Raw genomic sequence first — 21,476 nt, 5'->3', positions numbered from 1 at the left:
GCCCGCCCCCGGCGGGGGGGGGGCGCCCCCGACCGCCGAGGAACCGCCGGAACCGCTCGCTGCACAGGTCGGCGGTCGGGCGTCGTCGCGCATCGCAGCGCTGTCCATCTGCGAAAACCGCGAATTCCGCGGATGTTATGTTCGCAGCAGGGCGGGGACGAGACCGTCACCTGCGGCGGGCTCGGCTCCCCCCGCCCCACGCGCCGGATTCACGGTGGCGCCCGCCCGCACCCCGTGACCACCGCAGGAGGAACAGCCACGTGACCAGCCGCGTCACCTTCGTCTCGCCCACGACGAGCCCGTCGCTGCGGTGCGCCCGCTTCTACGACGGCGACTCGGTCGACGCCGTCGGGTCGGCCCGCGCCCGCTCGGCGGCCGGGTCGCTGCCCTCGCCCGCCCGTGTGCTGACGTCCTCGAGCGTGCGCTGCCGGGAGACCGCGGCGGCGCTCGGCCTCGACGGTGCACGGACGCCGGAGCTGGACGGTCTGGACGTGGGCCGCTGGCGAGGCCGCACTCTGGAGGAAGTGGCGGCCGCCGACCCGGAAGCGGTGGGCCGCTGGCTCGCCGAACCGGGCTGGGCGGACCACGGCGGGGAGTCGGTGCAGGACGTGTGCGAGCGGGTCGGGCGCTGGCTGGAGTCCGCGCAGGACACGGACGGACGCACGGTCGCCGTGGTCGAGCCGGAGGTCGTGCGGGCTGCGGTCGTGCACGTCCTGGGCCTGCCCATGGCTGCCTTCTGGCGGCTCGACGTACCGCCGCTGACGGTCACGGAACTCAGTGGACGGGCCGGCCGGTGGAATCTGCGGCTCGGGCAGCCGCTGGCCGCGCCGGACGGCGTGCCGGACACCGCTTCGGGCGCGACCTCTTCGGGCAGCACCTCGGCGGGCTGAGACGGAACGGGCCGGGCTGCGACGGAGGGGGCCGAGCTGAGGCCGAGTCGGCCGAGCTGAGACTGAGCTGGGCGAGCCGAGGCCGAGCGGGCCAGGCTCAGGCCGAGCGGGTGCCGTGGTTCAGGAGGCCGCGTCCCGGTGCCGGCGCAGCAGTGCCGCTATCGTGCAGCGCAGGCAGTGGGCCTGCGCGTCCCACTCCGTGGCTCGGTGGGGGCGGGCGGACACCGGGCACGCCGACGGCTGCGTACCGTCCTCCTCCTGACAGTCCACCGGGTCGTCGACCAACGTCTCCAGCTCCCGCAGGAGTTGTTCGGTCCGCTTCGCCTGCTGGGCCAGCACCCGCACCCGTGCGCTCTGGCCGCCGATCTGCCGTCGGCTGGCGATCAGCTGCTCGTACTCCTCGACGGTGAGAGCGACCGCGTCACGGCCGTCGAGAGTGATGTGGCGTGGCTGGGGACGTCTGGCCACTCGGCTCCTCCGCTCGTCACCTGCGCCGGTGTCCCGGGAACGCGAAAGGGCCCCCGGAGGGTTCCGAAGGGCCCTGTCGTGTCCCAAAACCGTCAGTTCGAGGCGGGAACCGTCCGCCCGGAAGGAGCCGCGGCCGGCTTGGGATTCAGCTGCCGCTCGGCCAACTCACCGAAGAGCAGCCCGAATCCGCCCCACAGAACGCTCTGGATGGCGAGGGCCGAGAGACGGAACCGCCACAGCAGGGTGGCCGGGAAGTCCTTCGGCACCTCGTTGATGACCGGCAGGAACTCGTAGGCCAGGCCGATCACGACGGCGAAGGAGGCCACCGCAACCACGGTCGCCCACCAGGTGCCCAGCGACGGCGCGAGCCGCTTGCCGAGGATGGTCGCCGCGATCGCGAGAAGCACGCTGAGGAGCATCATCAGGAAGTACAGGGTGGTCCGCTTGCCGATGGTGTCGGGGTTGCCGACCGACGGCGGATTGGCCGGGTACTTCAGGAACGGGACGACGTACACGGCGACGAGCGCGCAGCCGGACAGCAGCAGCGCGGTCGCCCGCGGGCCGAAGCGGCCCACCCGGCCGAGCGCGAAGCAGTACGCCAGCGCGGCGATACCGCCGAAGGCGACCCCGTAGACGAGGACGCCGGTGGCGAGACCGGCGGTGGACTGCAGGGAGCGGGAGACGACTTCCATCTCGTGCTCGTGGGAGTGCGCCTCCTCGAAGCCGATCGCCTTGTCGACGTTCGGCTCACCGAGGAGATAGGCGACGACCAGGGCGAGCACGCCGGCCGCCAGGCCGGCGAGCATGCCCCGCACGAGGAGATTTCTTACCGTTGCGGAGTTCATGGGCGTGCGGCGTCCCTCGCGTCAGTGGCAGGGGAAGCCGAGCAGGTGGCGGGCGTCGTGGACCCATTCGTGGACGTCCGTGCCGTTGAACACGGAGGTGGCGCCCTGCTCGGCGCCGACGAAGTAGAGCAGGACCAGCATCAGGATGCCGAAGAAGACCGCCCAGGGAGCTATCGCCTTCAGCGGCAGCGTGGCGGGAACGACGGGAGTGGTGGCTGTCGGCTGGGCGACGGTCTGCGCCATGGCAGAACCTCCTCTGGGAGTTCGCGTCCCATCTCGGTGGTGCAGTGGACGACGGCCACGGGTCTGACTCACGAGGCGCTCCTCAAGGCGTCTCGCATACAGTGGCGCGACCGTGCCGGATTTCCACCGGCTTCCGTCTCGCCGTCGTCGATATCGGACAGACCGTACCGCGCCACGCGGGCACGGCCAAGACCGCGTCCACCCCGCGTGATCTTCCTCTCGCACCGGGTGGCCGCGGCAGGGGCGGACGGGGCAGCGGTGACGGAACGCGGCGGGCCGCTCGTCGCCGAGGGCGCCCAGGCCCGCCTTCCGGTCGGCAGTCGCGAACACCGTGTGGAATGAGCGCCGTTCACGGCGGACGCCTCGGCGACGTCTCCATGGCCTCGGCCTGTCCGGCCCCCGCCGCCACGGTCGGCATGCGCAGCTGTCCGAACCGGTCCCGGGCGGCGCTCGGCATACAACACCGCTGCGGTCACGTCGAGTTCGGCATGCACGCCGCCCGCGACGGTTCGGCTCACCAGGCCGTCTCCGGGGCGGTGCCGGGCCCGGCGAGTCCCAGCTCGTGCTCGCCGAGCGGGGTGAAGAAGCGTTCGACGTCGGCGTCGGTGACCTCGGCGAGGGTCGCGGGCGACCAGCGCGGGTTGCGGTCCTTGTCGACGACCTGGGCGCGGATGCCCTCCACCAGGTCGTGCGTGCTCAGGGCCGCGCAGGAGACGCGGTACTCCTGGTCGAGGACGCGCTCGAGGGGACCGAGGCGCCGGGCACGGAGCAGGGCGGCCAGAGTGACCTTCACAGACGTCGGTGACCTGGTGAGAAGGGTCTCCGCCGCCTCCTTCGCGGCCGGGTCGCCGTGGGCGAGCAGCCGCTGCACGATCTCCTCCACCGTGCCGGCGGCGTAACAGGCGTCGATCCACTCGCGCCGGGCGGCCAGCTCACCCTGCGGCGGCGGCTGTACGTGGCGCCGGAGGGCGTCTCGTACGGGCATCTCGGCGAGGTCGTCGACGAAGGCGTCGAGGCCGGTGGACGGCAGATAGTGGTCGGCGAGCCCGCAGAGCAGGGCGTCGCCGGCACCGATCTGCGCCCCGGTCAGCGCGAGGTGGGTGCCCAGTTCGCCCGGGGTGAGAGCGAGCAGGTAGGTGCCGCCGACGTCGGGGACGAAGCCGATGCCGGTCTCGGGCATGGCGACCCTCGACCGCTCGGTGACGACCCGGACGCTGCCGTGGGCGGAGATCCCGACGCCGCCGCCCATGACGATGCCGTCCATCAGGGCGACGTACGGCTTGGGGTAGCGGGCGATGCGGGCGTTGAGGCGGTACTCGTCACGCCAGAAGGCGGCCGAGGCGGTGCCGTCGCCGTCGCGGGCGTCGTCGTGGACGGCGCGGATGTCGCCGCCCGCGCACAGCCCGCGCTCCCCCGCCCCGGTGACGACCACGGTCTCCACGGCCGGATCGTGCTCCCAGGCGGTCAGGGCCTCGTCGATGCGGCGCACCATCGGGTGGGACAGTGCGTTGATGGCCTTCGGCCGGTTGAGGGTGATGTGTGCGGCCCGCCCTGCGGTGTGCAGGAGGACGGGTTCTTCGGTTCCGCTCATCCGAGAGCCTCCGTCAGGCCGCGGGCCACAATGACACGCATGATCTCGTCGGTTCCTTCCAGGATCTGGTGGACGCGCAGGTCACGGACGTTTTCTCGATGCTGGACGCGCTGATCGGCACCGGACGCGCCGATCGATGCCGGACGCGCCGAGGTGGCCGTAGCCCCTGGGCAGCTGGAGCGCACGGCCGGTCACCGAGTACCCGGTGCCGTTCCGGCGCGCCGCGCGGCAGGCCCGGTTCCGGGTGTCCCCGTGCCTCGCGACTGCCCCATGCCGTCCGGTTCCGCTCTCAGGGGAGGCCGGCGCCGCGCCGGTCCTGGGAAGCCCCGGCAAGGCGCGGTGGTGTGAAGGCGTAGAGGCCGAGGATCTCCGGCAGGGGCACGATGCCCGGCCCGCCCGCGCGCACCCAGTCGGTGATGTCCTGCGTCGCGTCGGGATCGTTGACCAGGCCCAGCCAGACCGGTCGGCCACCGGCGGCCCGCCCTGCGGCGGAGGGCTGTACGACGATGACGTTGGCCTGCTCGCACACGTCGAGGCAGGCCGAGATGCGCACGGGCACCTCCGCACGCAGCCGGGCGGTCTGCGCCCCATGATCGACGCTGGTCACCTTGGGACTGCCGCAGCAGCAGTCCCGGCACACGACGACGCGGCACGGCGCCGGTCCGGCTGCCCCCGCAGCCGCCTCGTCACCCGACATCTCTTCGGCCGGCCTCCCGGGCATGCCGCACCACCCCTCCCCGGGGAGATCCGCCCCGGTGTCCGTCGAGGAGGCGACCGCGTGAGTCTCCTGGCTCTCGGGTCGTCGCTCGTCCCGGCCTTCCCGCCCTCTCGGGCCGTGGCCTGTCGGAACTCGCTCACCGATCACAGTGGCGGGACCGCACCGGATTCACACCGGCTTCCTCGGATCGCCGTCGCCTTGTCGCCGGACATCATCCCACCGCCGACGGGACGCCGTCATCCGGCCTCCTGGAGAATCGCGCCAGGCCCCGGCACCCACACCGGCGGCGGGCCGCACTGTGCAGGGGAGACGTTCCCGACAGCCAACACCCGGCGCGCGAACTCCCTTGACAGAAAAAGGTGTTGGGTGGATCACGGCCCCATCGGCACAACGGGAGCGGCCGCAGCACACTCGCGCAAACATTCTTGGCGCATGCCGCAGTGCGTCCGCGCGACGCCGACCGTCCGCTCACCCCCGTCACCCGCTGACCGGCCTCGACCCCGGCCGTTCCCACGGGCCCGGCCTCGGAGAGGGCCGGGGTGGCCGCGTACGCCCATCCGGAGGACACCCTGCTCGTCATGGGTGACTTCCCGGGCGCGGTCCTGACGTACGTACCCGCCCGCCGGGACGGCGCGCGGCGGCCCCGGAGTCCCTCTCGGCCACCTGGTGGCGGTGGCCGCCCGCCCCACCGGCATCGCGGTGCGGGCCTGGGGACCAGGAGAGCGCGGGCAGGAGCCGCAGCGTCGCCCCTGACCAGCGGTTCTCCGACACTCCGAGACGGCGTCCCACTGGCGTGGTGATCGGCAACGCGCATAGTGGAACCGGAGAGGGGGCGTCGGAGGAGAACGGGAGAGCGCCTGTGAGCCCAGCGCCGATCGACTACCAGGCGTTGTTCGCTGCCACGCCCAGCCCGTACCTCGTCATGGGCCGCGATCTCGTGATCCTCGACGTCAACGCGGCCTACTGCCGGGCGACCGGCCGCGCCCGGGAAGACCTGGTCGGGCAGTACCTCTTCGACGCGTTCCCCGACAACCCGGCAGACCCGGACGCCGACGGGGTGCGCAACCTCAGTGCCTCCCTGCACCGGGTCCTGCGCTCGCAGCAGCCGGACACGATGGCGGTGCAGAAGTACGACATCCCCGTGCCCCACCGCCCCGGAGTGTTCGAGGAACGGTGGTGGTCCCCCGTCAACACCCCGGTGATCGGGCCCGACGAAGAAGTGGCATGGATCATCCACCGGGTGGAGGACGTCACCGAGTTCGTGCTGTCCCATGCCGGCCGCTCGCAACCGGGTCAGCCGCTCGGAGAGCGCGAGGCCATCGAGGCCGAACTGTATGCGCGGGCGCGGGAGCTGCAACTGTTGAACGAGCAGTTGCGGCAGGCCCATGCCCGGGAAAGGAAGGTCGCCGTCACTCTCCAGGAAGCGATGATGCACTCGCCGGACCTGGACCGGCATCAGAACGTCGCGGTGCGCTACCTGCCCGCCACCAAAGGACTGAACGTGTGCGGCGACTGGTACGACGTGGTGGACCTGCCCGACGGCGACTTCGCCCTCGCCGTGGGCGACGTGGTCGGTCACGGTCTGGAGGCCGCCGCCGCCATGGGCATGCTGCGCAGCGCCCTGTCCGCCGCCGTCCGCGCTCTGCACGAGCCGGCCAGGGCGATGGAGGTACTGGGCCTGTATGCCCGCTCGGTCGAAGGAGCCCTGGCCACGACCGCGGTCAAGGCTGTGATCGACACGCACCGTCGGCACATCACCTACAGCAGTGCCGGCCACCTCCCACCCGTCCTGCTCCACTCCGACGGCACCTTCGTCCTGCTCGACCAGGCCACCGACCCGCCCCTGGGGGCTCGCCTGCGCCACGTCCCGCGCCCGCAGGCCGCCCTGCCCTACACCCCCGGCGACACCCTCGTCCTGTACACCGACGGGCTCGTCGAACGGCGCGACGAGGACATCGACGTCAGTCTGGCCCGCCTCACCGACACCCTCGCCGGCAGCGCCCGGCTCAGCCCCGACCACCTGGCCGACGTCCTGCTGTCCCGCCTCGGCGTCAGCGGCGGCGGACACGACGACATCGCCCTGATCGTCGCCCGCCTGTAGCCCACTTCCCCCGCGCCGGTCCGCCGACCGTCACCGGGAACGGCCTCCTGACCACGGAACTCGACCAAGAGCGGCCGGGCCTCGCTTCTCGGGTACTGGACCAAGGACGCCGGACGACAGGTGAGTTCCCGGAAACGTCGCGTTCACGACAGCCGGAACCGAAGGTAACAACCGCTTCCTAGCGTGACCGGCCATGGGATCGGAGTCGTATCCCCCAGCTGCACACGACGTATGACGGTCCGTCGGCTCCCCGCAATGCCGATGACGCCGTGCGGGGGCTCTTCCCTTCACCGAAGCACCCGCACCAGCACCACCGGGAGGCGCGACATGAGCACCACCGAGTCACGGCCGCCGACGACAGGCACGGCGACGGCAGGCACGACGAAGTCCGCGGCCGACCAGGCGGTCAAGGAGACACTGGAGGACTACACCCTCCGTTTCGCGCCCCGCAGTTACCGCCGCTGGACACCCATGGTCGTGGCGACCACCGCGCTCGGCGGCATCGCCTACATGGCCGACTTCTCCATCGGCGCCGGCATCGGCCTGGCCCATGGCACCGGGAACGCGCTCGTCGCCATCGCGGTAGCCGCTGTCGTCATCTTCATCACCGGCTTCCCCCTCGCCTACTACGGCGCCCGTTACAACATCGACCTCGACCTGATCACCCGCGGCTCCGGGTTCGGCTATTACGGCTCGGTCCTCACCAGCGTCATCTTCGCCAGCTTCACCTTCATCTTCTTCGCCCTCGAAGGCTCGATCATGGCCCAGGGCCTCAAACTCGGCCTCGGACTACCACTCTGGCTGGGCTATCTGGTCTCCACACTCATGGTCATCCCGCTCGTGATCTACGGCATGAAGGCGCTCAGCAAGCTCCAGGTGTGGACGACCCCGATCTGGCTGCTGCTGATGGTCGGCCCGCTGGTCTACCTGATCGGGAACGACCCCGGCACGGTCGACCGCTTCCTCTCCTACGCCGGAACGGACGGCGACGGCAGCGTCAACACCGCCTCGGTGCTGCTGGGGGCGGGCGTCTGTCTGTCGTTGATCGCGCAGATCGGCGAGCAGATCGACTACCTGCGCTTCATGCCGCCCAAGACCGAGGAGAACAAGCGCACTTGGTGGACCGCCGTGGTGATGGCCGGCCCCGGATGGGTGGTGCTCGGCGCGCTGAAGCAGGCCATCGGCGTCTTCCTCGCGGTCTACATCCTCGCGAAGGTCGGTCCGGCCGCCGCGACCGAGCCGATCCAGCAGTTCCGCGGCGCCTTCGACGCGATGATGCCGTCCTGGATGGTCGTCCCGCTCGCCGTCGCGCTGGTCGTCATCAGCCAGATCAAGATCAATGTGACGAACGCGTACTCCGGTTCACTGGCGTGGACGAACTCCTTCACCCGCGTCACCCGGCACTACCCCGGCCGCATGGTCTTCGTCCTGGTCAACCTGGGCTTCGCGCTCGCCCTGATGGAGGCCGACATGTTCAGCTTCCTCAACAGCATCCTGGGCTTCTACTCGAACTGTGCGATCGCCTGGGTGGTCACCGTCGCCACCGACATCGGCATCAACAAGTACCTCCTGAAGCTGTCCCCGCTCCAGCCGGAGTTCCGCCGGGGCATGCTCCATGCCGTCAACCCCGTCGGCGTCGTGGCCTTCGTCGCCGCCTCCGGCCTGTCCATCGCCATGTACTTCCACCTGCTGGGCGACACCCTCCAGCCGTACTCCCCCGTCGCCGCGGCCGTCATCGCCTTCGTCCTCACCCCCCTGATGGCGATCGCCACCAAGGGCGGGTACTACCTCCGCCGCCCCGACGACGGCATCGACGAGCCCCTGCTGGACGCGGCCGGCAACCCGAGCGCGCTCACCCTCGACTGCCACGTCTGCCACCAGCCGTACGAACGCCCGGACCTGACCGCCTGCGCCACCCACGACGCCGTCGTCTGCTCCCTCTGCCTGAGCACCGACAAGATCGGCGACCACGTGCTGCCGTCCGTGACCTAGCGCAGGCGACACGGACGCAGGCGACGGGCGAGCCCACTTCCCGTCGGTCCCAACCGGACCGCCCGGGCACATCCCCGAAGCGGCCTACCAAAGTCGCAGGTCAGTGACCCTTCTCAACAGGCTCCAGAATCGCCACGCACTCCACGTGATGCGTCATGGGAAACAGATCGAACGCCCGAAGCGTCCGCACCCGGTAGCCGCCCTCGCGGAAGTACCCCAGGTCCCGCGCCAGGGCAGCGGGATCGCAGGCAACGTAGGCGATGCGGCGGGCGCCGAGGGAGGAGAGGTGTTCCACCGTCTTGCGGCCGGCGCCGGCGCGGGGCGGGTCGAGGACGACGAGGTCGACCTCGGTGATGCCGGTGCGCGGGAGGACCGATTCGACCTTGCCCTGTTCGATGCGGACCCGGGGGAAGTCGGCCAGGTTGTGGCGCGCGTCCTCGACCGCGCGCTTGCCGGACTCGATACCCAGGACCGCGCCCTTCTCGCCGAGGCGGTCGGCGAGGGCGCCGGCGAAGAGGCCGACGCCGCAGTAGAGGTCGAGAGCCATCTCGCCCTTGCGGGGCAGCAGGCCCTGCATGACGGCCCTGACCAGGGTGTCGGCCGCCTTCGGGTGGACCTGCCAGAAGCCGCCGCTGCCGACGCGGTAGGTGCGGTCGTCGGCGCGCTCACGCACGAACGCGCGGCCGTGGACGCGGTGGATGCCCCCGTCCTTCTCGTCGACGCGCATGACGGAGACGGGCCTGTCGAGCTCGACGAGCGGCAGCCGGGCGCCGGGCCGTGGCTCCAGGATCACCATGCGGTCCTGGGATCCCGTCGCGGCGATCGCCTCGACGGACACCATGCCGGCCCAGTCCCGGTCCTCGATGCCGAGTTCGCTGACACCGGGTGCGGCGATCATGCAGTGGTCGATCGGTTCGACCTCGTGCGAGCGGTGGCGGCGCAGTCCGGCGTTGCCATCGGCGTCCACCGCGTACTGCACCCGCGTCCGCCACTGCGGCACCTCGCCCGCCGGCAGCTTGTCGCCCTCGGCCGGCATGACCGTGCCGTCCCAGCCCGCCTCCTCGGGGGTGAGGCCCGCGAGCCGCTGGAGCTGCTCGGCGATCACCTCGCCCTTCAGCCGGCGCTGGGCGCCCGGCTTGGCGTGCTGCCAGTCGCAGCCGCCGCAGCGGCCGGGGCCGGCGAAGGGGCAGGGCGCCTCGACGCGGTCCTTGGAGGCCTCCAGGACCTCGACGGCGTCCGCCCGCAGGAAGCGCGCGCCCTCCTCGCCCTCGGTCACCCGGGCCACCACCCGCTCGCCGGGCAGCGCGTGCCGGACGAACAGCACCTGCCCCTCGGACGTACGGGCGATGCAGTGGCCGCCGTGGGCGACGGGGCCGATCTCGACCTCGTACTCCTCGCCCACCAGAGACTTCGTCGGTTCTGCCTGCATGGTGGGGTGACTCCAGATCGGGAAGAGAGACGCGGGAAGGAAGCGGCCGCAGACCGGCGGGCCCGACAACAGCCCACCAGTCTACGGCCTCCCCAGCCTGCCTCGGTCCGTCTCAGTCCGAGGGCACCCCGGCCCGGGTCGGTACCAGGGCACCCCGGCCCGCCTCGGTCCGAGGGCACTGCAGCCCACCTCGGCCCCGGGGCACCCCGGCCCGGGTCGGCTCCGGGGGCACTGCAGCCCGTCTCGGCCCCAAGGCGCCGCGGCCCGTCTCAGTCCTTGGCCGCCGTCCGCTCCTTCTCCTTCGGCCGCTCGCCCGCCGGGCCGCGCCGGACCGCGCCCGGCGCGCTCCACTCCTGCCGCTTGCGGGCCCGCAGCTTGGCCGCTTCGGAGGACGCCAGCTGGTAGGGCACGGAGGTCACCATGACGCCCGGCGTGAACAGCAGGCGGCCCTTGAGCCGCAGGGCGCTCTGATTGTGCAGCAGGTGCTCGTACCAGTGGCCGACCACGTACTCGGGGATGATCACCGAGACCGCGTCGCGCGGGGACTCCTTGCGCAGGCTCTTGACGTACTCGATCACCGGGCGGGTGATCTCGCGGTACGGCGAGTCGAGGACCTTGAGCGGTACGTCGATGCCGCGCCGCTCCCACTCCTCGCGCAGCGCCTTGGTCTCCGCCGCGTCGACGTTGACCGTGACCGCCTCCAGGCCGTCCGAGCGCATCAGCTTGGCGTAGGCCAGGGCGCGCAGGGTGGGACGGTGGATCTTGGAGATGAGGACGACGGAGTGGACGCGGGAGGGGCGGACGCTGTCGTCGGACGGGCCCTCGGGGGCCGAGATCTCCTCGGCGACGCGGTCGTAGTGCTTCCGGATCGCGGTCATCGTCGCGTAGAAGATGCACATGCCCAGCAGGGCGACCCAGGCGCCGTGCGTGAACTTGGTGACCAGGACGACGACCAGCACCAGGCCGGTGAAGAAGGCGCCGAACGCGTTGATCGCGCGGGAGCGGATCATGTGGCGGCGCTTGGCGGGGTCCTTCTCGACGGCCAGGTGGCGGTTCCAGTGCCGGACCATGCCGGTCTGGCTGAGGGTGAAGGACACGAACACACCGACGATGTACAGCTGGATCAGACGGGTCGAGTCGGCGCCGTAGATGACGGTCAGCAGGGCCGCCGCGCCCGCGAGCAGCACGATGCCGTTGGAGAAGGCGAGGCGGTCGCCGCGGGTGTGCAGCTGGCGCGGGAGGTAGCGGTCCTGGGCGAGGATCGAGCCGAGCAGCGGGAAGCCGTTGTACGCCGTGTTCGCCGCGAGGAAGAGGACCAGCGCGGTGGCCGCCGCCAGGATGACGAACAGGAAGCTGCCCTTGCCGAACACCGCTTCGGCGACCTGGGAGATCACCGGGTTCTGGACGTAGCCGGAGCCGATCGGGTGGCCGTTGTGGATCAGGTCGGTGGCCGGGTTCTCGGCCATGCGGACCTTGGTCGCCATGGCGAGGGCGATGATGCCGCAGAACATGGTGACGGCGAGCCCGCCCATGAGGGCGAGCGTGGTCGCCGCGTTCTTGGACTTGGGCTTGCGGAAGGCCGGGACACCGTTGGAGATGGCCTCGACGCCGGTGAGCGCGGCACAGCCGGAGGAGAAGGCCCGCAGCAGCAGGAAGACCAGGGCGAAGCCCGCCAGGCCCTGGTGCTCGGCCTTGATGTGGTAGTCGGCCGTAGGGGCGTGCATGGTGTCGCCGAGGACCATGCCGCGGAAGGCGCCCCAGGCGATCATGATGAAGACGCCGCCGACGAACACGTACGTCGGGATGGCGAAGAGCTTGCCGGACTCCTTGACGCCGCGCAGGTTCATCAGGGTCAGCAGCACGATCACCGCGGTCGCGCAGAGCACCTTGTGCTCGACGACGAAGGGCACCGCGGAGCCGAGGTTCTCGATGCCGGAGGCGATGGAGACGGCGACGGTCAGAACGTAGTCGACGAGCAGGGCGCTGGCGACGGTGAGGCCGGCCTTGGGGCCGAGGTTGGTGGTGGCCACCTCGTAGTCGCCGCCACCGCTCGGGTAGGCGTGCACGTTCTGCCGGTAGGAGGCGACGACCGTGAACATCAGCACGACGACCGCGACGGCGATCCAGGGGCTGAAGTGGTACGCCGACACACCCGCGATGGACAGGACCAGCAGGACCTCGCCAGGCGCATAGGCGACGGAGGACAGCGGGTCGGAGGCGAAGACGGGGAGTGCGATGCGCTTCGGCAGGAGCGTTTCGCCCAGCCGGTCACTGCGCAGAGCGCGCCCGATCAGAATCCGTTTGGGCACGTCGGTCAGTTTGGACACGACAGAGGATCGTAGGCCTTCCCACGGTGAAGCCGCCCACCCGGTGTCTGAGATCTGCCTCACGGGTGAACTCGGAGGCACACGGAACTGCGGATTCCGTGGTCCGTCCGCGCTCCGTGTCTAGATGGCAGACCCTGCCTGTCACGGCCTTTCGGAGGTTCCATGCCCGCGACCGCAGAGCTGATCGGGGCGACGGTCGCCCTCCTCTGCCTCGGAATCCTGACCTTGTGCAGCGTGCGCAGCATCACGCGCCGGCGTGGTCCGGCTCCGGTGATCCCGGAAACACCGGCACAGGGGTGCCCGCCCCGAAGCGCACGTGTGTAGCTTTGGGCGTCGGTCTGAGACCCTGATGCTGAGCAGCAACTTTTTGGACACCGGAAGGACGGTCGTGCACATCGTCATCATGGGCTGCGGAAGAGTGGGTTCCGCTCTTGCCCAGACCCTGGAGCAACAGGGGCACACGGTCGCCGTGATCGACCAGGACCCCACCGCCTTCCGTCGGCTGGGCCCGGGATTCGGGGGCCGCCGGGTCACCGGAGTCGGCTTCGACCAGGACACCCTGCGCGAGGCGGGCATCGAGGAGGCCGGGGCCTTCGCCGCCGTCTCCAGCGGTGACAACTCCAACATCATCTCCGCGCGCGTGGCCCGCGAGATGTTCGGTGTGGAGAACGTGGCCGCCCGGATCTACGACCCCCGCCGCGCCGAGGTCTACCAGCGCCTGGGCATCCCCACCGTGGCCACCGTCCGCTGGACGGCAGACCAGATGCTGCGCCGTCTGCTGCCCTCGGGTGCCGAGCCGCTGTGGCGCGATCCCACCGGCGGTGTGCAGCTCGCCGAGGTGCACGCCTCCCCGCGGTGGGTCGGGCACAAGATCAGCAAGCTGCAGGACGAGACGGGCGTGCGCGTGGCGTTCCTGACGCGCCTGGGCGAGGCGATCGTGCCGTCCTCGCAGACAGTGCTGCAGGAGGGCGACCTCGTGCACGTGATGATGCGGTCGGACGACGTCGACAAGGTCGAGGCGGCGTTCGCCGGAGGCCCGGAAGAGGAGGGCGGTCACTGATGAGGGTCGCCATTGCCGGAGCCGGCGCCGTCGGCCGCTCGATCGCGGGCGAGCTGCTGGAGAACGGCCACGAGGTCCTGCTCATCGACAAGGCCCCGACCGCCATCTCGGTGGAGCGGGTGCCGCAGGCGGAGTGGCTGCTGGCCGATGCCTGTGAGATCACGTCCCTGGACGAGGCGGCTCTCCAGCGCTGCAACGTGGTCATCGCCGCGACGGGTGACGACAAGGTCAACCTGGTCGTGTCGCTGCTGGCGAAGACGGAGTACGGCGTTCCGCGCGTCGTCGCCCGCGTGAACAACCCGAAGAACGAGTGGCTGTTCAACGAGTCCTGGGGCGTCGACGTGGCCGTGTCCACGCCGCGTCTGATGTCCGCCCTGGTCGAGGAGGCGGTGAGCGTCGGTGACCTGGTCCGTCTGCTCCGCTTCAGCCACGGCGACGCCAACCTCGTGGAGCTGACCCTGCCCGAGGAGTCTGCCCTGGCCGGCACCCAGGTCGGCGAGGTGCCGTGGCCCGAGGACACCTCCCTGGTCACGATCATCCGCGGTACGCGCGTCCTGACCCCCTCCAAGGAGGACTCCCTGGAGCCGGGCGACGAACTCCTCTTCGTGGCCGCACAGGCCCGCGAGGAGCAGCTGGAGGAGCTGCTGTCGGTGCGGCGGGATCCGGCGAGCTAGCCACGTGCTCTGCCGCAATGGGCCCGGGGGATCGACCGATCCCCCGGGCCCTGCGCGCACAGACGCTCAGGAACGCCCTTCGCCACCGTGACGGTCCGGTGCACGCCGCTCACGCCGGTGCCGCAGCACCATCCGCCACCAGGCGAGCCGGTCCCGGGAGTCCTGGGGAATCACACGGTTCACGATGCGGAGGAGTACGACGCCGAGGAACCCGACGGCGACCACGACCGTCTTCGCCCAGACCGGGAACCCGTCCAACAGCATCTGCGGAATGCTCAGCACAGAGCGGCCCCTCGCGCTTCAGACCAGCCATTCCCTGATCGTCAGCACGGCGCTGCCGTACGTCACTTCGCATGTGCCCCGATGCTGGTGCAGGGTTGCACCGGTGACACCCACGACGGGATGGGTCAGCGCGCGGGCAAGATCTGCCGGCCAGGGATATCCCGACCACGTGAGCTCCCACGTGTTCCGCCCACCCCACAAACGGCGCTCGCCGTGCCTGCTCCGCCGCAGCTCCTCGGACAGGCCCAATCGCCCGAGCGGATCCCACGACCAGCTGGTCGCCCACCTCTCCTGTCGGTCTTCGAGCGCGCACCTGGACACGAGTCCTGCCAGCAGCACCTCGGCGTCCGGTGTCATGGCGGGGAGGCCGTCCAGTGCCCGGCGCTCGGCCCCGGTCAGCGGATCGCCCACCCGCCTGGCGTCTCGCCAGGGTGCGACGGCACAGCCACGAACGGGCTGCGGACCCCCCGGGTTGCCCGTCACCACCAGCCGTGCGCCGGTGGGCTCGTGCTGCAGGTGGTAGGTACCTGCCCCACGTGTCGTGTACGCCAGGAGCCGGAGGCCCGGAACACTCCACACGCCCTTCTGGTGCTCGTCCGGCACCAGCAGGTCGGTCACGTTGTCCGGAGCCCGCTCGACGATCATGACCAGTGCGCCCCAGCGCGGCGACATGACCGGGTCATAGGTGCTCAGGCGGGCGCTGCCCCAGGTGCCCGGGAGGGCCGCCGCCAGTCCCTCGTTGAAGAGGCCGAGGGCCAGCAGAGCGCGGAAGGACCGCTGCCCGGGGGAACAGGCGTCGAGCCCGATGGCGTCTTGGCGGCCGATGCCGGCCAGCGCCGCCTCGAACGTCTCACCGGTGAATCCCTTGCGGCGATGTGCCACCGCGTTGCGCACGGAACTCCGGTTGGCCCCCGTGCGTGCCGAGGTCTTGGACATACCTCTCCTGCCTCGCGAGACCCGGTACTGACGCGCGCGTTGGTATGCCGAAAGGATCGGACGACGACACTGGCTGCAGCAGAGCAGGTGCGCTGCGCACCCTCGAGTCACCTGTGCGGCACCGGGCACCGCACACTTGAGGACCCCCGCCCCTCTGCAGGCCGGTCGGTGGCGTCATCGTACCCAAGTCGTCTCCACAACCCGGGCGTTCATTGCATGCCGACGGCCCGGGACCTCGAAGGTCCCGGGCCGTGGTGAACGCGTGGTGTACCGGCCGCCTACGCCTCCCGGCGGTGCCGTCCGCCCGCGGCCTCGCCGTTCTCGGCGGCCAGCGCGGCTTTCCTCTCCTTCTCGGCCTGCTCCTCGGCCTCCATCTCCGCGAACACGTCGATCGGCGCGGGCGCCTTCGCCAGGAAGACCCAGGTGAGCCACACGGCCAGCAGGAACGGCGGGATCTTCAGGGTGACCAGGACCCAGCCGAGCTGGGCGGTGTTGGCCCACCAGTACAGCGGGAAGAGGATCGCGCACTTGGCGAGCAGGATCAGGCCCCAGGCCCAACTGGCCTTCGCATAGGCCTTCTTGCGGCCGGGGTTGCGGGTGCGCCAGGAGAGGTTCTCCTTGAAGACCGGGCCGAGGATCAGACCGATCAGGGGCACGCCGAACAGGGTCGTGATGATGTAGGCCAGCGCCAGACCCAGCGTGTAGAGCATGCCGGGGAGGTAGAAGTCCTTCGCGTTGCCCGTGAACATCGCGAACACGACGCCGAAGGCCACGCCGAAGACGCCGCTGAAGGCGTGCTTGACGGTGTCCTTGCGCACCAGCCGCACGACGACCAGCACCAGGGAAACGGCCAGCGCGGCGATCGCCGAGACGTGCAGGTCCTTGTTGATCGTGAAGATCGCGACGAAGAGGAGACCGGGCAGGACCGTCTCGACCATGCCACGGACACCGCCGAACGCCTCGAACAGCGCGGCCTCGGTCACCGCCCGGGCGTCGTCGGTCTGAGCCTGTCCGGCGTCTTGGGTCGGCTTGTCGAGGGACGTCACCGGCTACTCCCGTCCAAGGGGTCGCAGTTCGTATTTCGGGTTGAACAGCACACGGCGGCCCCGGCTCATCGAGATCCGGCCCGATGCGATCAGCCTGCGCCCCGGTTCTATGCCGACGATGGAGCGCCTGCCGAGCCACACCACGTCCAGCGCGGCGGAGCCGTCGAACAGCTCCGCCTCCAGGGCAGGGACTCCGGCGCGCGGTCGCAGGGTAACCGTGCGCAAGGTACCAGTTACGGTGACGATCTGGCGGTCCAGACAGTCACCGATCCGGGTGCAGCCCGTCGTCTCGGCGTCCTCACGCAGCTCCTCGGACTCCAGGTCCTCCTGGGACGAGGAGAGCCGGTCGAGCATCCGCCGGAGCCGGCCGGCCGGCTTTCCGGAACGAGGAACAGCAGTCATACGTGAAGCGTACCGGGGGACGCCGACAGCGCCGTAGCGAAGCTCACGTCCCGCCCTCGGGCCGCGTCACCGCTCACGTCCCGCACCCGGGCCCGGTCACCGCTCACCTCTCGAACCGGTCCCGGCCGGCGCCCCGCGATGCCGCTGCCCCCGCGGGGGCAGCCCCCGGCTCCCCGGCCGCCCCGCCCCTCACTGCTCGAACCGGTACCCCATCCCCGGCTCGGTGATGAAGTGCTTAGGGTGCGACGGGTCCGTCTCCAGCTTCCTGCGCAGCTGGGCCATGTACACGCGCAGGTAGTTGGTCTCCGTGCCGTACGACGGCCCCCACACCTCCTGGAGCAGCTGCTTCTGGCTGACCAGGCGGCCGGTGTTGCGGACCAGCACCTCCAGCAGGTGCCACTCGGTCGGGGTGAGGCGTACGTCCCTGCCGGAGCGGTTGACCTTCTTCGCGGCCAGGTCGACGGTGAAGCCCTCGGTCTCCACGGTCGTCACGTCGTCGTCTCCGGCCCCGACCGGCTCGGCCCGGCGTACGGCGGCCCGCAGCCGGGCCAGCAGCTCGTCCATGCCGAAGGGCTTGGTGACGTAGTCGTCGGCGCCCGCGTCCAGCGCCTCGACCTTCTCGTCCGAGGAGTGGCGGGCGGACAGCACCAGGATCGGCACCCGGGTCCAGCCGCGCAGGCCCTTGATCACCTCGACGCCGTCCATGTCGGGCAGGCCCAGGTCGAGGACGACCACGTCGGGGTGGCGGGAGGCGGCGAGTTCGAGGGCGGTCCTGCCGTCGGGGGCCGCGTCGACCTCGTACTTGCGTGCCTTGAGGTTGATCACGAGGGCGCGCACGATCTGCGGCTCGTCGTCGACCACGAGCACCCGGGTCATAGGGCCTGCCTTTCTGGTTCTGTGCTGTACTCCCCGAGGGGGAGCGGCTCGGGACGTGATCCTGCCGCGCGGAGGCTGAGCACCATGGTGAGCCCGCCGCCCGGCGTGTCCTCGGCGTTCAGGGTGCCGCCCATGGCCTCGGCGAAGCCGCGGGCGACCGCGAGGCCGAGGCCGACCCCGGCGCCGCGCGGGGCGTCTCCGTAGCGCTGGAAGGGCTCGAAGATGCGGTCCTTCGCGTCGTCCGGCACCCCTGGACCGCGGTCCACTATGCGCACCTCGACCCGGTCCACCAGGGCGCTGGCGGACACCAGGACGCGCTGTCCGGGCAGGCTGTACTTGACGGCGTTCTCGACCAGGTTGGCGACGGACCGCTCCAGCAGCCCGGGGTCGACCGCGACCATCGGCAGCGTCTCGGGGACGTCCAGCTCGACGCTGTCCTCGGGCACGCCGACCAGGGCCATCGGGACCACCTCGTCCACGTCGATCTCGCGGATGATCGGGGTGACCGTGCCGGTCTGCAGGCGGGACATGTCGAGCAGGTTGCCGACGAGGTGGTCGAGCCGGTCGGCGCCCTCCTCGATGCCCTTGAGCAGCTCCGCCTGGTCCTCCTCGGACCAGGCCACGTCGTCGGAGCGCAGCGAGGAGACGGCGGCCTTGATCCCGGCGAGCGGGGTGCGCAGGTCGTGGCTGACGGCGGCGAGCAGGGCGGTGCGGATGCGGTTGCCCTCGGCGAGCGTGCGGGCCCGGTCGGCCTCCTCCTGGAGGCGTCTGCGGTCCAGGACGACGGCGGACTGGGCGGCGAAGGCGGCGAGCACCCGGCGGTCCTCGGCGGGCAGCACCCGGCCGGTGAGCGCGAGCGCCATGTGGTCGCCGACCGGCACGTCGACGTCGGCGTCCTCGGGCCGTTCCAGGGGCGGCCCCATGCCGGCGCGGCCCGCGCAGGTCCACGGCTCGACGTCGCCCGCGCGCTCCAGCAGGGCCGCGGACTCCATGCCGAAGGTCTCGCGGACCCGCTCCAGCAGCTCCTCCAGGCCGGTCTCGCCGCGCAGCACGTTCCCGGCGAGGAAGGAGAGGATCTCCGACTCCGCGCGCAGCCGGGCCGCCTGGTGGGTGCGGCGGGCGGCCAGGTCCACCACCGAGGCGACCGACACGGCGACGCCGACGAATATCGCTATGGCGACGATGTTCTTCGGGTCGGCGATGGTCAGCCGGTGCAGGGGCGGGGTGTAGTAGTAGTTCAGCAACAGGGAGCCGAAGGCCGCCGAGGCCAGCGCGGGCAGCAGTCCGCCGAGCAGGGCCGCCGCGACCGTGACGGTCAGGAACAGCAGCATGTCGTTGGCGAGGCCGAGGTCGACGGTGTTCAGCAGCACCGCGAGGATCACCGGGCCGGCCAGCCCCACCAGCCAGCCCCCGATGATCCGGGCCCGGCCGAGCCGCGCGCCCCGGGCGACGGGCAGCCCTCGGCCCTTGGCGACCTGGCCGTGGGTGACGATGTGGACGTCGAGATCGGGTCCGGACTCCCGGGCGACCGTGGCGCCGACGCCCGGCCCGAAGACGTACTGCCAGGCCTTGCGGCGCGAGGAACCCAGCACGATCTGGGTGGCGTTGACGCCGCGCGCGAAGTCGAGCAGCGCGGCCGGTATGTCGTCGCCGACGACGTGGTGGAAGGTGCCGCCCAGGTCCTCCACGAGGGTGCGCTGGACGGCCAGTTCCTTCGGGGAGGCCGAGACCAGCCCGTCGCTGCGGGAGATGTAGACGGCCATCACCTCGCCGCCTGCGCCCTTCTCCGCCAGCCGGGCGGCACGTCGTATCAGGGTGCGGCCCTCGGGGCCGCCGGTCAGGCCGACGACGATCCGCTCGCGCGAGCCCCAGATCGCGGAGACCCGGTGTTCGCTGCGGTACTCGGTCAGGTACTCGTCGACCCGGTCGGCCACCCACAGCAGCGCCAGCTCGCGCAGCGCGGTGAGGTTGCCGGGCCGGAAGTAGTTGGACAGCGCCGCGTCGACCTTGTCGGGCTTGTAGATGTTGCCGTGCGCCATCCGGCGCCGCAGCGCCTCCGGTGACATGTCGACCAGCTCGATCTGGTCGGCCCGCCGCACGACCTCGTCGGGCACCGTCTCGCGCTGCCGTACCCCGGTGATCGACTCGACCACGTCGCCGAGCGACTCCAGGTGCTGGATGTTGACGGTGGAGACGACGTCGATGCCGGCGGCCAGCAGCTCCTCGACGTCCTGCCAGCGCTTGGCGTTGCGGGAGCCGGGGATGTTGGTGTGGGCGAGTTCGTCCACCAGGGCGACGGCGGGGGCGCGGCGCAGCACCGCGTCGACGTCCATCTCACCGAAGGTGCCGCCCCGGTACTCCAGCTGTCTGCGCGGCACCTGCTCCAGGCCGTGCAGCATCACCTCGGTGCGCGGGCGGTCGTGGTGCTCCACGAAGGCCACGACGCAGTCGGTGCCCCGCTCGATACGGCGGTGCGCCTCGGACAGCACGGCGTAGGTCTTCCCCACGCCGGGTGCTGCGCCGAGGTAGATCCGAAGCTTGCCGCGTGCCATGGCCTCATTGTCTTCCAGATGACTGCTGCGTACGCAGCGTCGACCTTACGGCCAACGATGTGGACAAAAGCGACGAGGTCCCGGTCAACGGGGGTCTTTGACACAACTCTGACGTGGCAGGACGGCTCCGGCGAGGGCGCGCGACGTCGGCGGCCACCGCGCGCGCCGGATCCGGCACTCCGGTCCGGCGAAGGCGGTCCGGCGAGGCGGTCGGGCGACGGCGGTCAGTGCCGCACGATCTCGCCGTCGCGCAGCTCCAGCACCCGGTCGGCCAGGTCGAGCAGGGTGGCGTCGTGGGTGGCGACCAGGGCGGTGGCCTGCTCGCTGTGGACGACGGCCCGCAGCAGCTCCATGACGGCGTGGCCGGTCTCGGCGTCCAGCTGGCCGGTCGGCTCGTCGGCGATGAGCAGCGCGGGGCGGTTGGCGAGCGCGCGGGCGATGGCGACCCGCTGCTGCTGGCCGCCGGACAGCTCGCCCGGCCGCTGGGCGGCGTGGTCGGCGAGGCCGACCAGGGAGAGCAGCAGGTCGACGCGTTCCTCGCGCTCGCGCGGGTCGGCCCGGCGCAGCCGCAGCGGTACGCCGACGTTCTCGGCGGCGGTGAGGATCGGGACGAGACCGAAGGACTGGAAGACGAATCCGATCCGGTCCCGGCGCAGCCCCAGCAGCCCGCTCTCGCCCAGTGCGGCCAGGTCCTGCCCGTCGACCTCGACCCGCCCCCGGTCGGGAGCGTCGAGTCCGCCGACGATGTTCAGGAGGGTGGTCTTGCCGGAGCCCGAGCGTCCCTTGAGGGCGACGAGCTCGCCGCGCGGGACCTCGAAGGAGACTCCGCGCAGGGCGTGGACGGCGGCGGCGCCGCGCCCGTAGGACTTGTGGACGCCCTCGACGCGCACCATGGTCCCGGTGAGCACCTGACTCATTGCGCCTCCCCCGTGTCCCCCGTGGGCCGGGCGCCAGTATCGCCGCGGGGCGGGTCATCATGGATGCCAGCCCGTACTACTCCTGCTGCGGCCGCGGCAACGAGAGCCAGCTCAAGACGTACGACGC

Annotated in this window: 19 protein-coding genes, 2 pseudogenes and 2 riboswitches; of the genes and pseudogenes, 5 read left to right on the top strand and 16 right to left on the bottom strand. The window is 71.2% G+C overall.

Annotated elements, in window-relative coordinates; translation table 11 throughout:
• Window positions 1–260: 260 nt before the first annotated feature.
• The gene (locus AB0H32_RS23640) at window positions 261–890 is read left to right on the top strand and encodes a histidine phosphatase family protein (protein ID WP_361123981.1); all 630 of its coding nucleotides are present in this window, start codon (window positions 261–263) and stop codon (window positions 888–890) included.
• A 120-nt stretch (window positions 891–1,010) separates the two neighbouring features.
• Here the strand turns inward: AB0H32_RS23640 and AB0H32_RS23635 are convergent, their stop codons facing one another.
• The 7 genes and pseudogenes from AB0H32_RS23635 to AB0H32_RS23605 form a co-directional block, all read right to left on the bottom strand.
• On the bottom strand, window positions 1,011–1,358 hold the full coding sequence (locus tag AB0H32_RS23635) for a hypothetical protein (RefSeq protein WP_361123979.1): 348 nt from the start codon (window positions 1,356–1,358) through the stop codon (window positions 1,011–1,013).
• A gap of 92 nt (window positions 1,359–1,450) precedes the next feature.
• Window positions 1,451–2,203, bottom strand: coding sequence for a CbtA family protein (locus tag AB0H32_RS23630; RefSeq protein ID WP_361123977.1), 753 nt, complete (start codon window positions 2,201–2,203; stop codon window positions 1,451–1,453).
• 21 nt (window positions 2,204–2,224) lie between these two features.
• Window positions 2,225–2,446 carry a CbtB-domain containing protein gene (locus tag AB0H32_RS23625; protein WP_031170427.1) on the bottom strand — a complete coding sequence of 74 codons (222 nt, stop codon included), beginning with the start codon at window positions 2,444–2,446 and terminating at the stop codon, window positions 2,225–2,227.
• A gap of 36 nt (window positions 2,447–2,482) precedes the next feature.
• A riboswitch (cobalamin riboswitch) is annotated at window positions 2,483–2,627 on the bottom strand.
• Between the two features lie 74 nt (window positions 2,628–2,701).
• Window positions 2,702–2,809: pseudogene (locus AB0H32_RS23620) on the bottom strand (enoyl-CoA hydratase); the annotation flags it as partial.
• A 151-nt stretch (window positions 2,810–2,960) separates the two neighbouring features.
• The gene (locus AB0H32_RS23615) at window positions 2,961–4,037 is read right to left on the bottom strand and encodes an enoyl-CoA hydratase/isomerase family protein (RefSeq protein ID WP_361123975.1); all 1,077 of its coding nucleotides are present in this window, start codon (window positions 4,035–4,037) and stop codon (window positions 2,961–2,963) included.
• Window positions 4,034–4,244, bottom strand: a pseudogene (locus AB0H32_RS23610) (acyl-CoA dehydrogenase family protein); the annotation flags it as partial. The gene AB0H32_RS23615 and the pseudogene AB0H32_RS23610, both read right to left, overlap by 4 nt.
• Before the next feature lie 82 nt (window positions 4,245–4,326).
• On the bottom strand, window positions 4,327–4,734 hold the full coding sequence (locus AB0H32_RS23605) for a (2Fe-2S) ferredoxin domain-containing protein (protein ID WP_361123998.1): 408 nt from the start codon (window positions 4,732–4,734) through the stop codon (window positions 4,327–4,329).
• Window positions 4,735–4,817: 83 nt separating this feature from the next.
• Window positions 4,818–4,939, bottom strand: a riboswitch (cobalamin riboswitch).
• Window positions 4,940–5,614: 675 nt separating this feature from the next.
• Here AB0H32_RS23605 and AB0H32_RS23600 point away from each other — a divergent pair.
• Window positions 5,615–6,856 (top strand): SpoIIE family protein phosphatase, encoded by a 1,242-nt coding sequence (locus tag AB0H32_RS23600; RefSeq protein WP_361123973.1) that lies wholly within the window; start codon window positions 5,615–5,617, stop codon window positions 6,854–6,856.
• A gap of 327 nt (window positions 6,857–7,183) precedes the next feature.
• Window positions 7,184–8,848, top strand: a complete 1,665-nt coding sequence (locus tag AB0H32_RS23595) for an allantoin permease (protein ID WP_361123972.1) — start codon at window positions 7,184–7,186, stop codon at window positions 8,846–8,848.
• A 100-nt stretch (window positions 8,849–8,948) separates the two neighbouring features.
• On the opposite strand, the gene AB0H32_RS23590 is transcribed toward AB0H32_RS23595, so the two are convergent.
• Together AB0H32_RS23590 and AB0H32_RS23585 are read right to left on the bottom strand one after the other, a co-directional pair.
• The gene (locus tag AB0H32_RS23590) at window positions 8,949–10,277 is read right to left on the bottom strand and encodes a TRAM domain-containing protein (RefSeq protein WP_361123971.1); all 1,329 of its coding nucleotides are present in this window, start codon (window positions 10,275–10,277) and stop codon (window positions 8,949–8,951) included.
• 269 nt (window positions 10,278–10,546) lie between these two features.
• On the bottom strand, window positions 10,547–12,604 hold the full coding sequence (locus AB0H32_RS23585) for an APC family permease (RefSeq protein ID WP_361123969.1): 2,058 nt from the start codon (window positions 12,602–12,604) through the stop codon (window positions 10,547–10,549).
• A gap of 388 nt (window positions 12,605–12,992) precedes the next feature.
• Between AB0H32_RS23585 and AB0H32_RS23580 the strand changes: the two genes are divergently transcribed.
• Both AB0H32_RS23580 and AB0H32_RS23575 read left to right on the top strand, forming a co-directional pair.
• Window positions 12,993–13,664, top strand: coding sequence for a TrkA family potassium uptake protein (locus tag AB0H32_RS23580; RefSeq protein ID WP_361123967.1), 672 nt, complete (start codon window positions 12,993–12,995; stop codon window positions 13,662–13,664).
• On the top strand, window positions 13,664–14,338 hold the full coding sequence (locus AB0H32_RS23575; RefSeq protein ID WP_361123965.1) for a TrkA family potassium uptake protein: 675 nt from the start codon (window positions 13,664–13,666) through the stop codon (window positions 14,336–14,338). The genes AB0H32_RS23580 and AB0H32_RS23575 overlap by 1 nt, the downstream gene beginning before the upstream one ends.
• Before the next feature lie 66 nt (window positions 14,339–14,404).
• Here the strand turns inward: AB0H32_RS23575 and AB0H32_RS23570 are convergent, their stop codons facing one another.
• The 7 genes from AB0H32_RS23570 to AB0H32_RS23540 all read right to left on the bottom strand — a co-directional run bounded on the left by AB0H32_RS23570 (window position 14,405) and on the right by AB0H32_RS23540 (window position 21,349).
• Entirely contained in the window at window positions 14,405–14,602 is a 198-nt protein-coding gene (locus tag AB0H32_RS23570) for a hypothetical protein (RefSeq protein WP_361123963.1), read from the bottom strand.
• 36 nt (window positions 14,603–14,638) lie between these two features.
• On the bottom strand, window positions 14,639–15,556 hold the full coding sequence (locus tag AB0H32_RS23565; protein WP_361123961.1) for a hypothetical protein: 918 nt from the start codon (window positions 15,554–15,556) through the stop codon (window positions 14,639–14,641).
• A 278-nt stretch (window positions 15,557–15,834) separates the two neighbouring features.
• Complete coding sequence (locus tag AB0H32_RS23560) at window positions 15,835–16,602, bottom strand: DUF3159 domain-containing protein (protein ID WP_361123959.1); 768 nt, start codon at window positions 16,600–16,602, stop codon at window positions 15,835–15,837.
• Between the two features lie 3 nt (window positions 16,603–16,605).
• Entirely contained in the window at window positions 16,606–17,004 is a 399-nt protein-coding gene (locus tag AB0H32_RS23555; RefSeq protein WP_361123957.1) for an OB-fold nucleic acid binding domain-containing protein, read from the bottom strand.
• A 189-nt stretch (window positions 17,005–17,193) separates the two neighbouring features.
• Window positions 17,194–17,880, bottom strand: coding sequence for a response regulator (locus AB0H32_RS23550; protein WP_361123956.1), 687 nt, complete (start codon window positions 17,878–17,880; stop codon window positions 17,194–17,196).
• Window positions 17,877–20,432, bottom strand: coding sequence for a sensor histidine kinase KdpD (locus AB0H32_RS23545; RefSeq protein WP_361123954.1), 2,556 nt, complete (start codon window positions 20,430–20,432; stop codon window positions 17,877–17,879). Before AB0H32_RS23545 ends, AB0H32_RS23550 begins: the two co-directional genes overlap by 4 nt.
• A 224-nt stretch (window positions 20,433–20,656) precedes the next feature.
• The gene (locus AB0H32_RS23540; protein ID WP_361123952.1) at window positions 20,657–21,349 is read right to left on the bottom strand and encodes an ABC transporter ATP-binding protein; all 693 of its coding nucleotides are present in this window, start codon (window positions 21,347–21,349) and stop codon (window positions 20,657–20,659) included.
• Window positions 21,350–21,476: the final 127 nt, after the last annotated feature.

The sequence above is a fragment of the Streptomyces sp. NPDC020362 genome (assembly GCF_040642095.1).
GTDB lineage: Bacteria > Actinomycetota > Actinomycetes > Streptomycetales > Streptomycetaceae > Streptomyces.
Note: the sequence above shows the minus strand (reverse complement) of the source record. Positions and strands in the feature narration are given on the sequence as shown.

Excerpts from the sequence above, each read along its gene's own strand:
- AB0H32_RS23630 (WP_361123977.1), bottom strand. The coding sequence starts at position 2,203 with ATGAACTCCGCAACGGTAAGAAATCTCCTCGTGCGGGGCATGCTCGCC.
- AB0H32_RS23625 (WP_031170427.1), bottom strand. The coding sequence starts at position 2,446 with ATGGCGCAGACCGTCGCCCAGCCGACAGCCACCACTCCCGTCGTTCCC.
- AB0H32_RS23615 (WP_361123975.1), bottom strand. The coding sequence starts at position 4,037 with ATGAGCGGAACCGAAGAACCCGTCCTCCTGCACACCGCAGGGCGGGCC.
- AB0H32_RS23605 (WP_361123998.1), bottom strand. The coding sequence starts at position 4,734 with ATGTCGGGTGACGAGGCGGCTGCGGGGGCAGCCGGACCGGCGCCGTGC.
- AB0H32_RS23595 (WP_361123972.1), top strand. The coding sequence starts at position 7,184 with ATGAGCACCACCGAGTCACGGCCGCCGACGACAGGCACGGCGACGGCA.
- AB0H32_RS23590 (WP_361123971.1), bottom strand. The coding sequence starts at position 10,277 with ATGCAGGCAGAACCGACGAAGTCTCTGGTGGGCGAGGAGTACGAGGTC.
- AB0H32_RS23575 (WP_361123965.1), top strand. The coding sequence starts at position 13,664 with ATGAGGGTCGCCATTGCCGGAGCCGGCGCCGTCGGCCGCTCGATCGCG.
- AB0H32_RS23570 (WP_361123963.1), bottom strand. The coding sequence starts at position 14,602 with ATGCTGTTGGACGGGTTCCCGGTCTGGGCGAAGACGGTCGTGGTCGCC.
- AB0H32_RS23565 (WP_361123961.1), bottom strand. The coding sequence starts at position 15,556 with ATGTCCAAGACCTCGGCACGCACGGGGGCCAACCGGAGTTCCGTGCGC.
- AB0H32_RS23555 (WP_361123957.1), bottom strand. The coding sequence starts at position 17,004 with ATGACTGCTGTTCCTCGTTCCGGAAAGCCGGCCGGCCGGCTCCGGCGG.
- AB0H32_RS23550 (WP_361123956.1), bottom strand. The coding sequence starts at position 17,880 with ATGACCCGGGTGCTCGTGGTCGACGACGAGCCGCAGATCGTGCGCGCC.
- AB0H32_RS23545 (WP_361123954.1), bottom strand. The coding sequence starts at position 20,432 with ATGGCACGCGGCAAGCTTCGGATCTACCTCGGCGCAGCACCCGGCGTG.
- AB0H32_RS23540 (WP_361123952.1), bottom strand. The coding sequence starts at position 21,349 with ATGAGTCAGGTGCTCACCGGGACCATGGTGCGCGTCGAGGGCGTCCAC.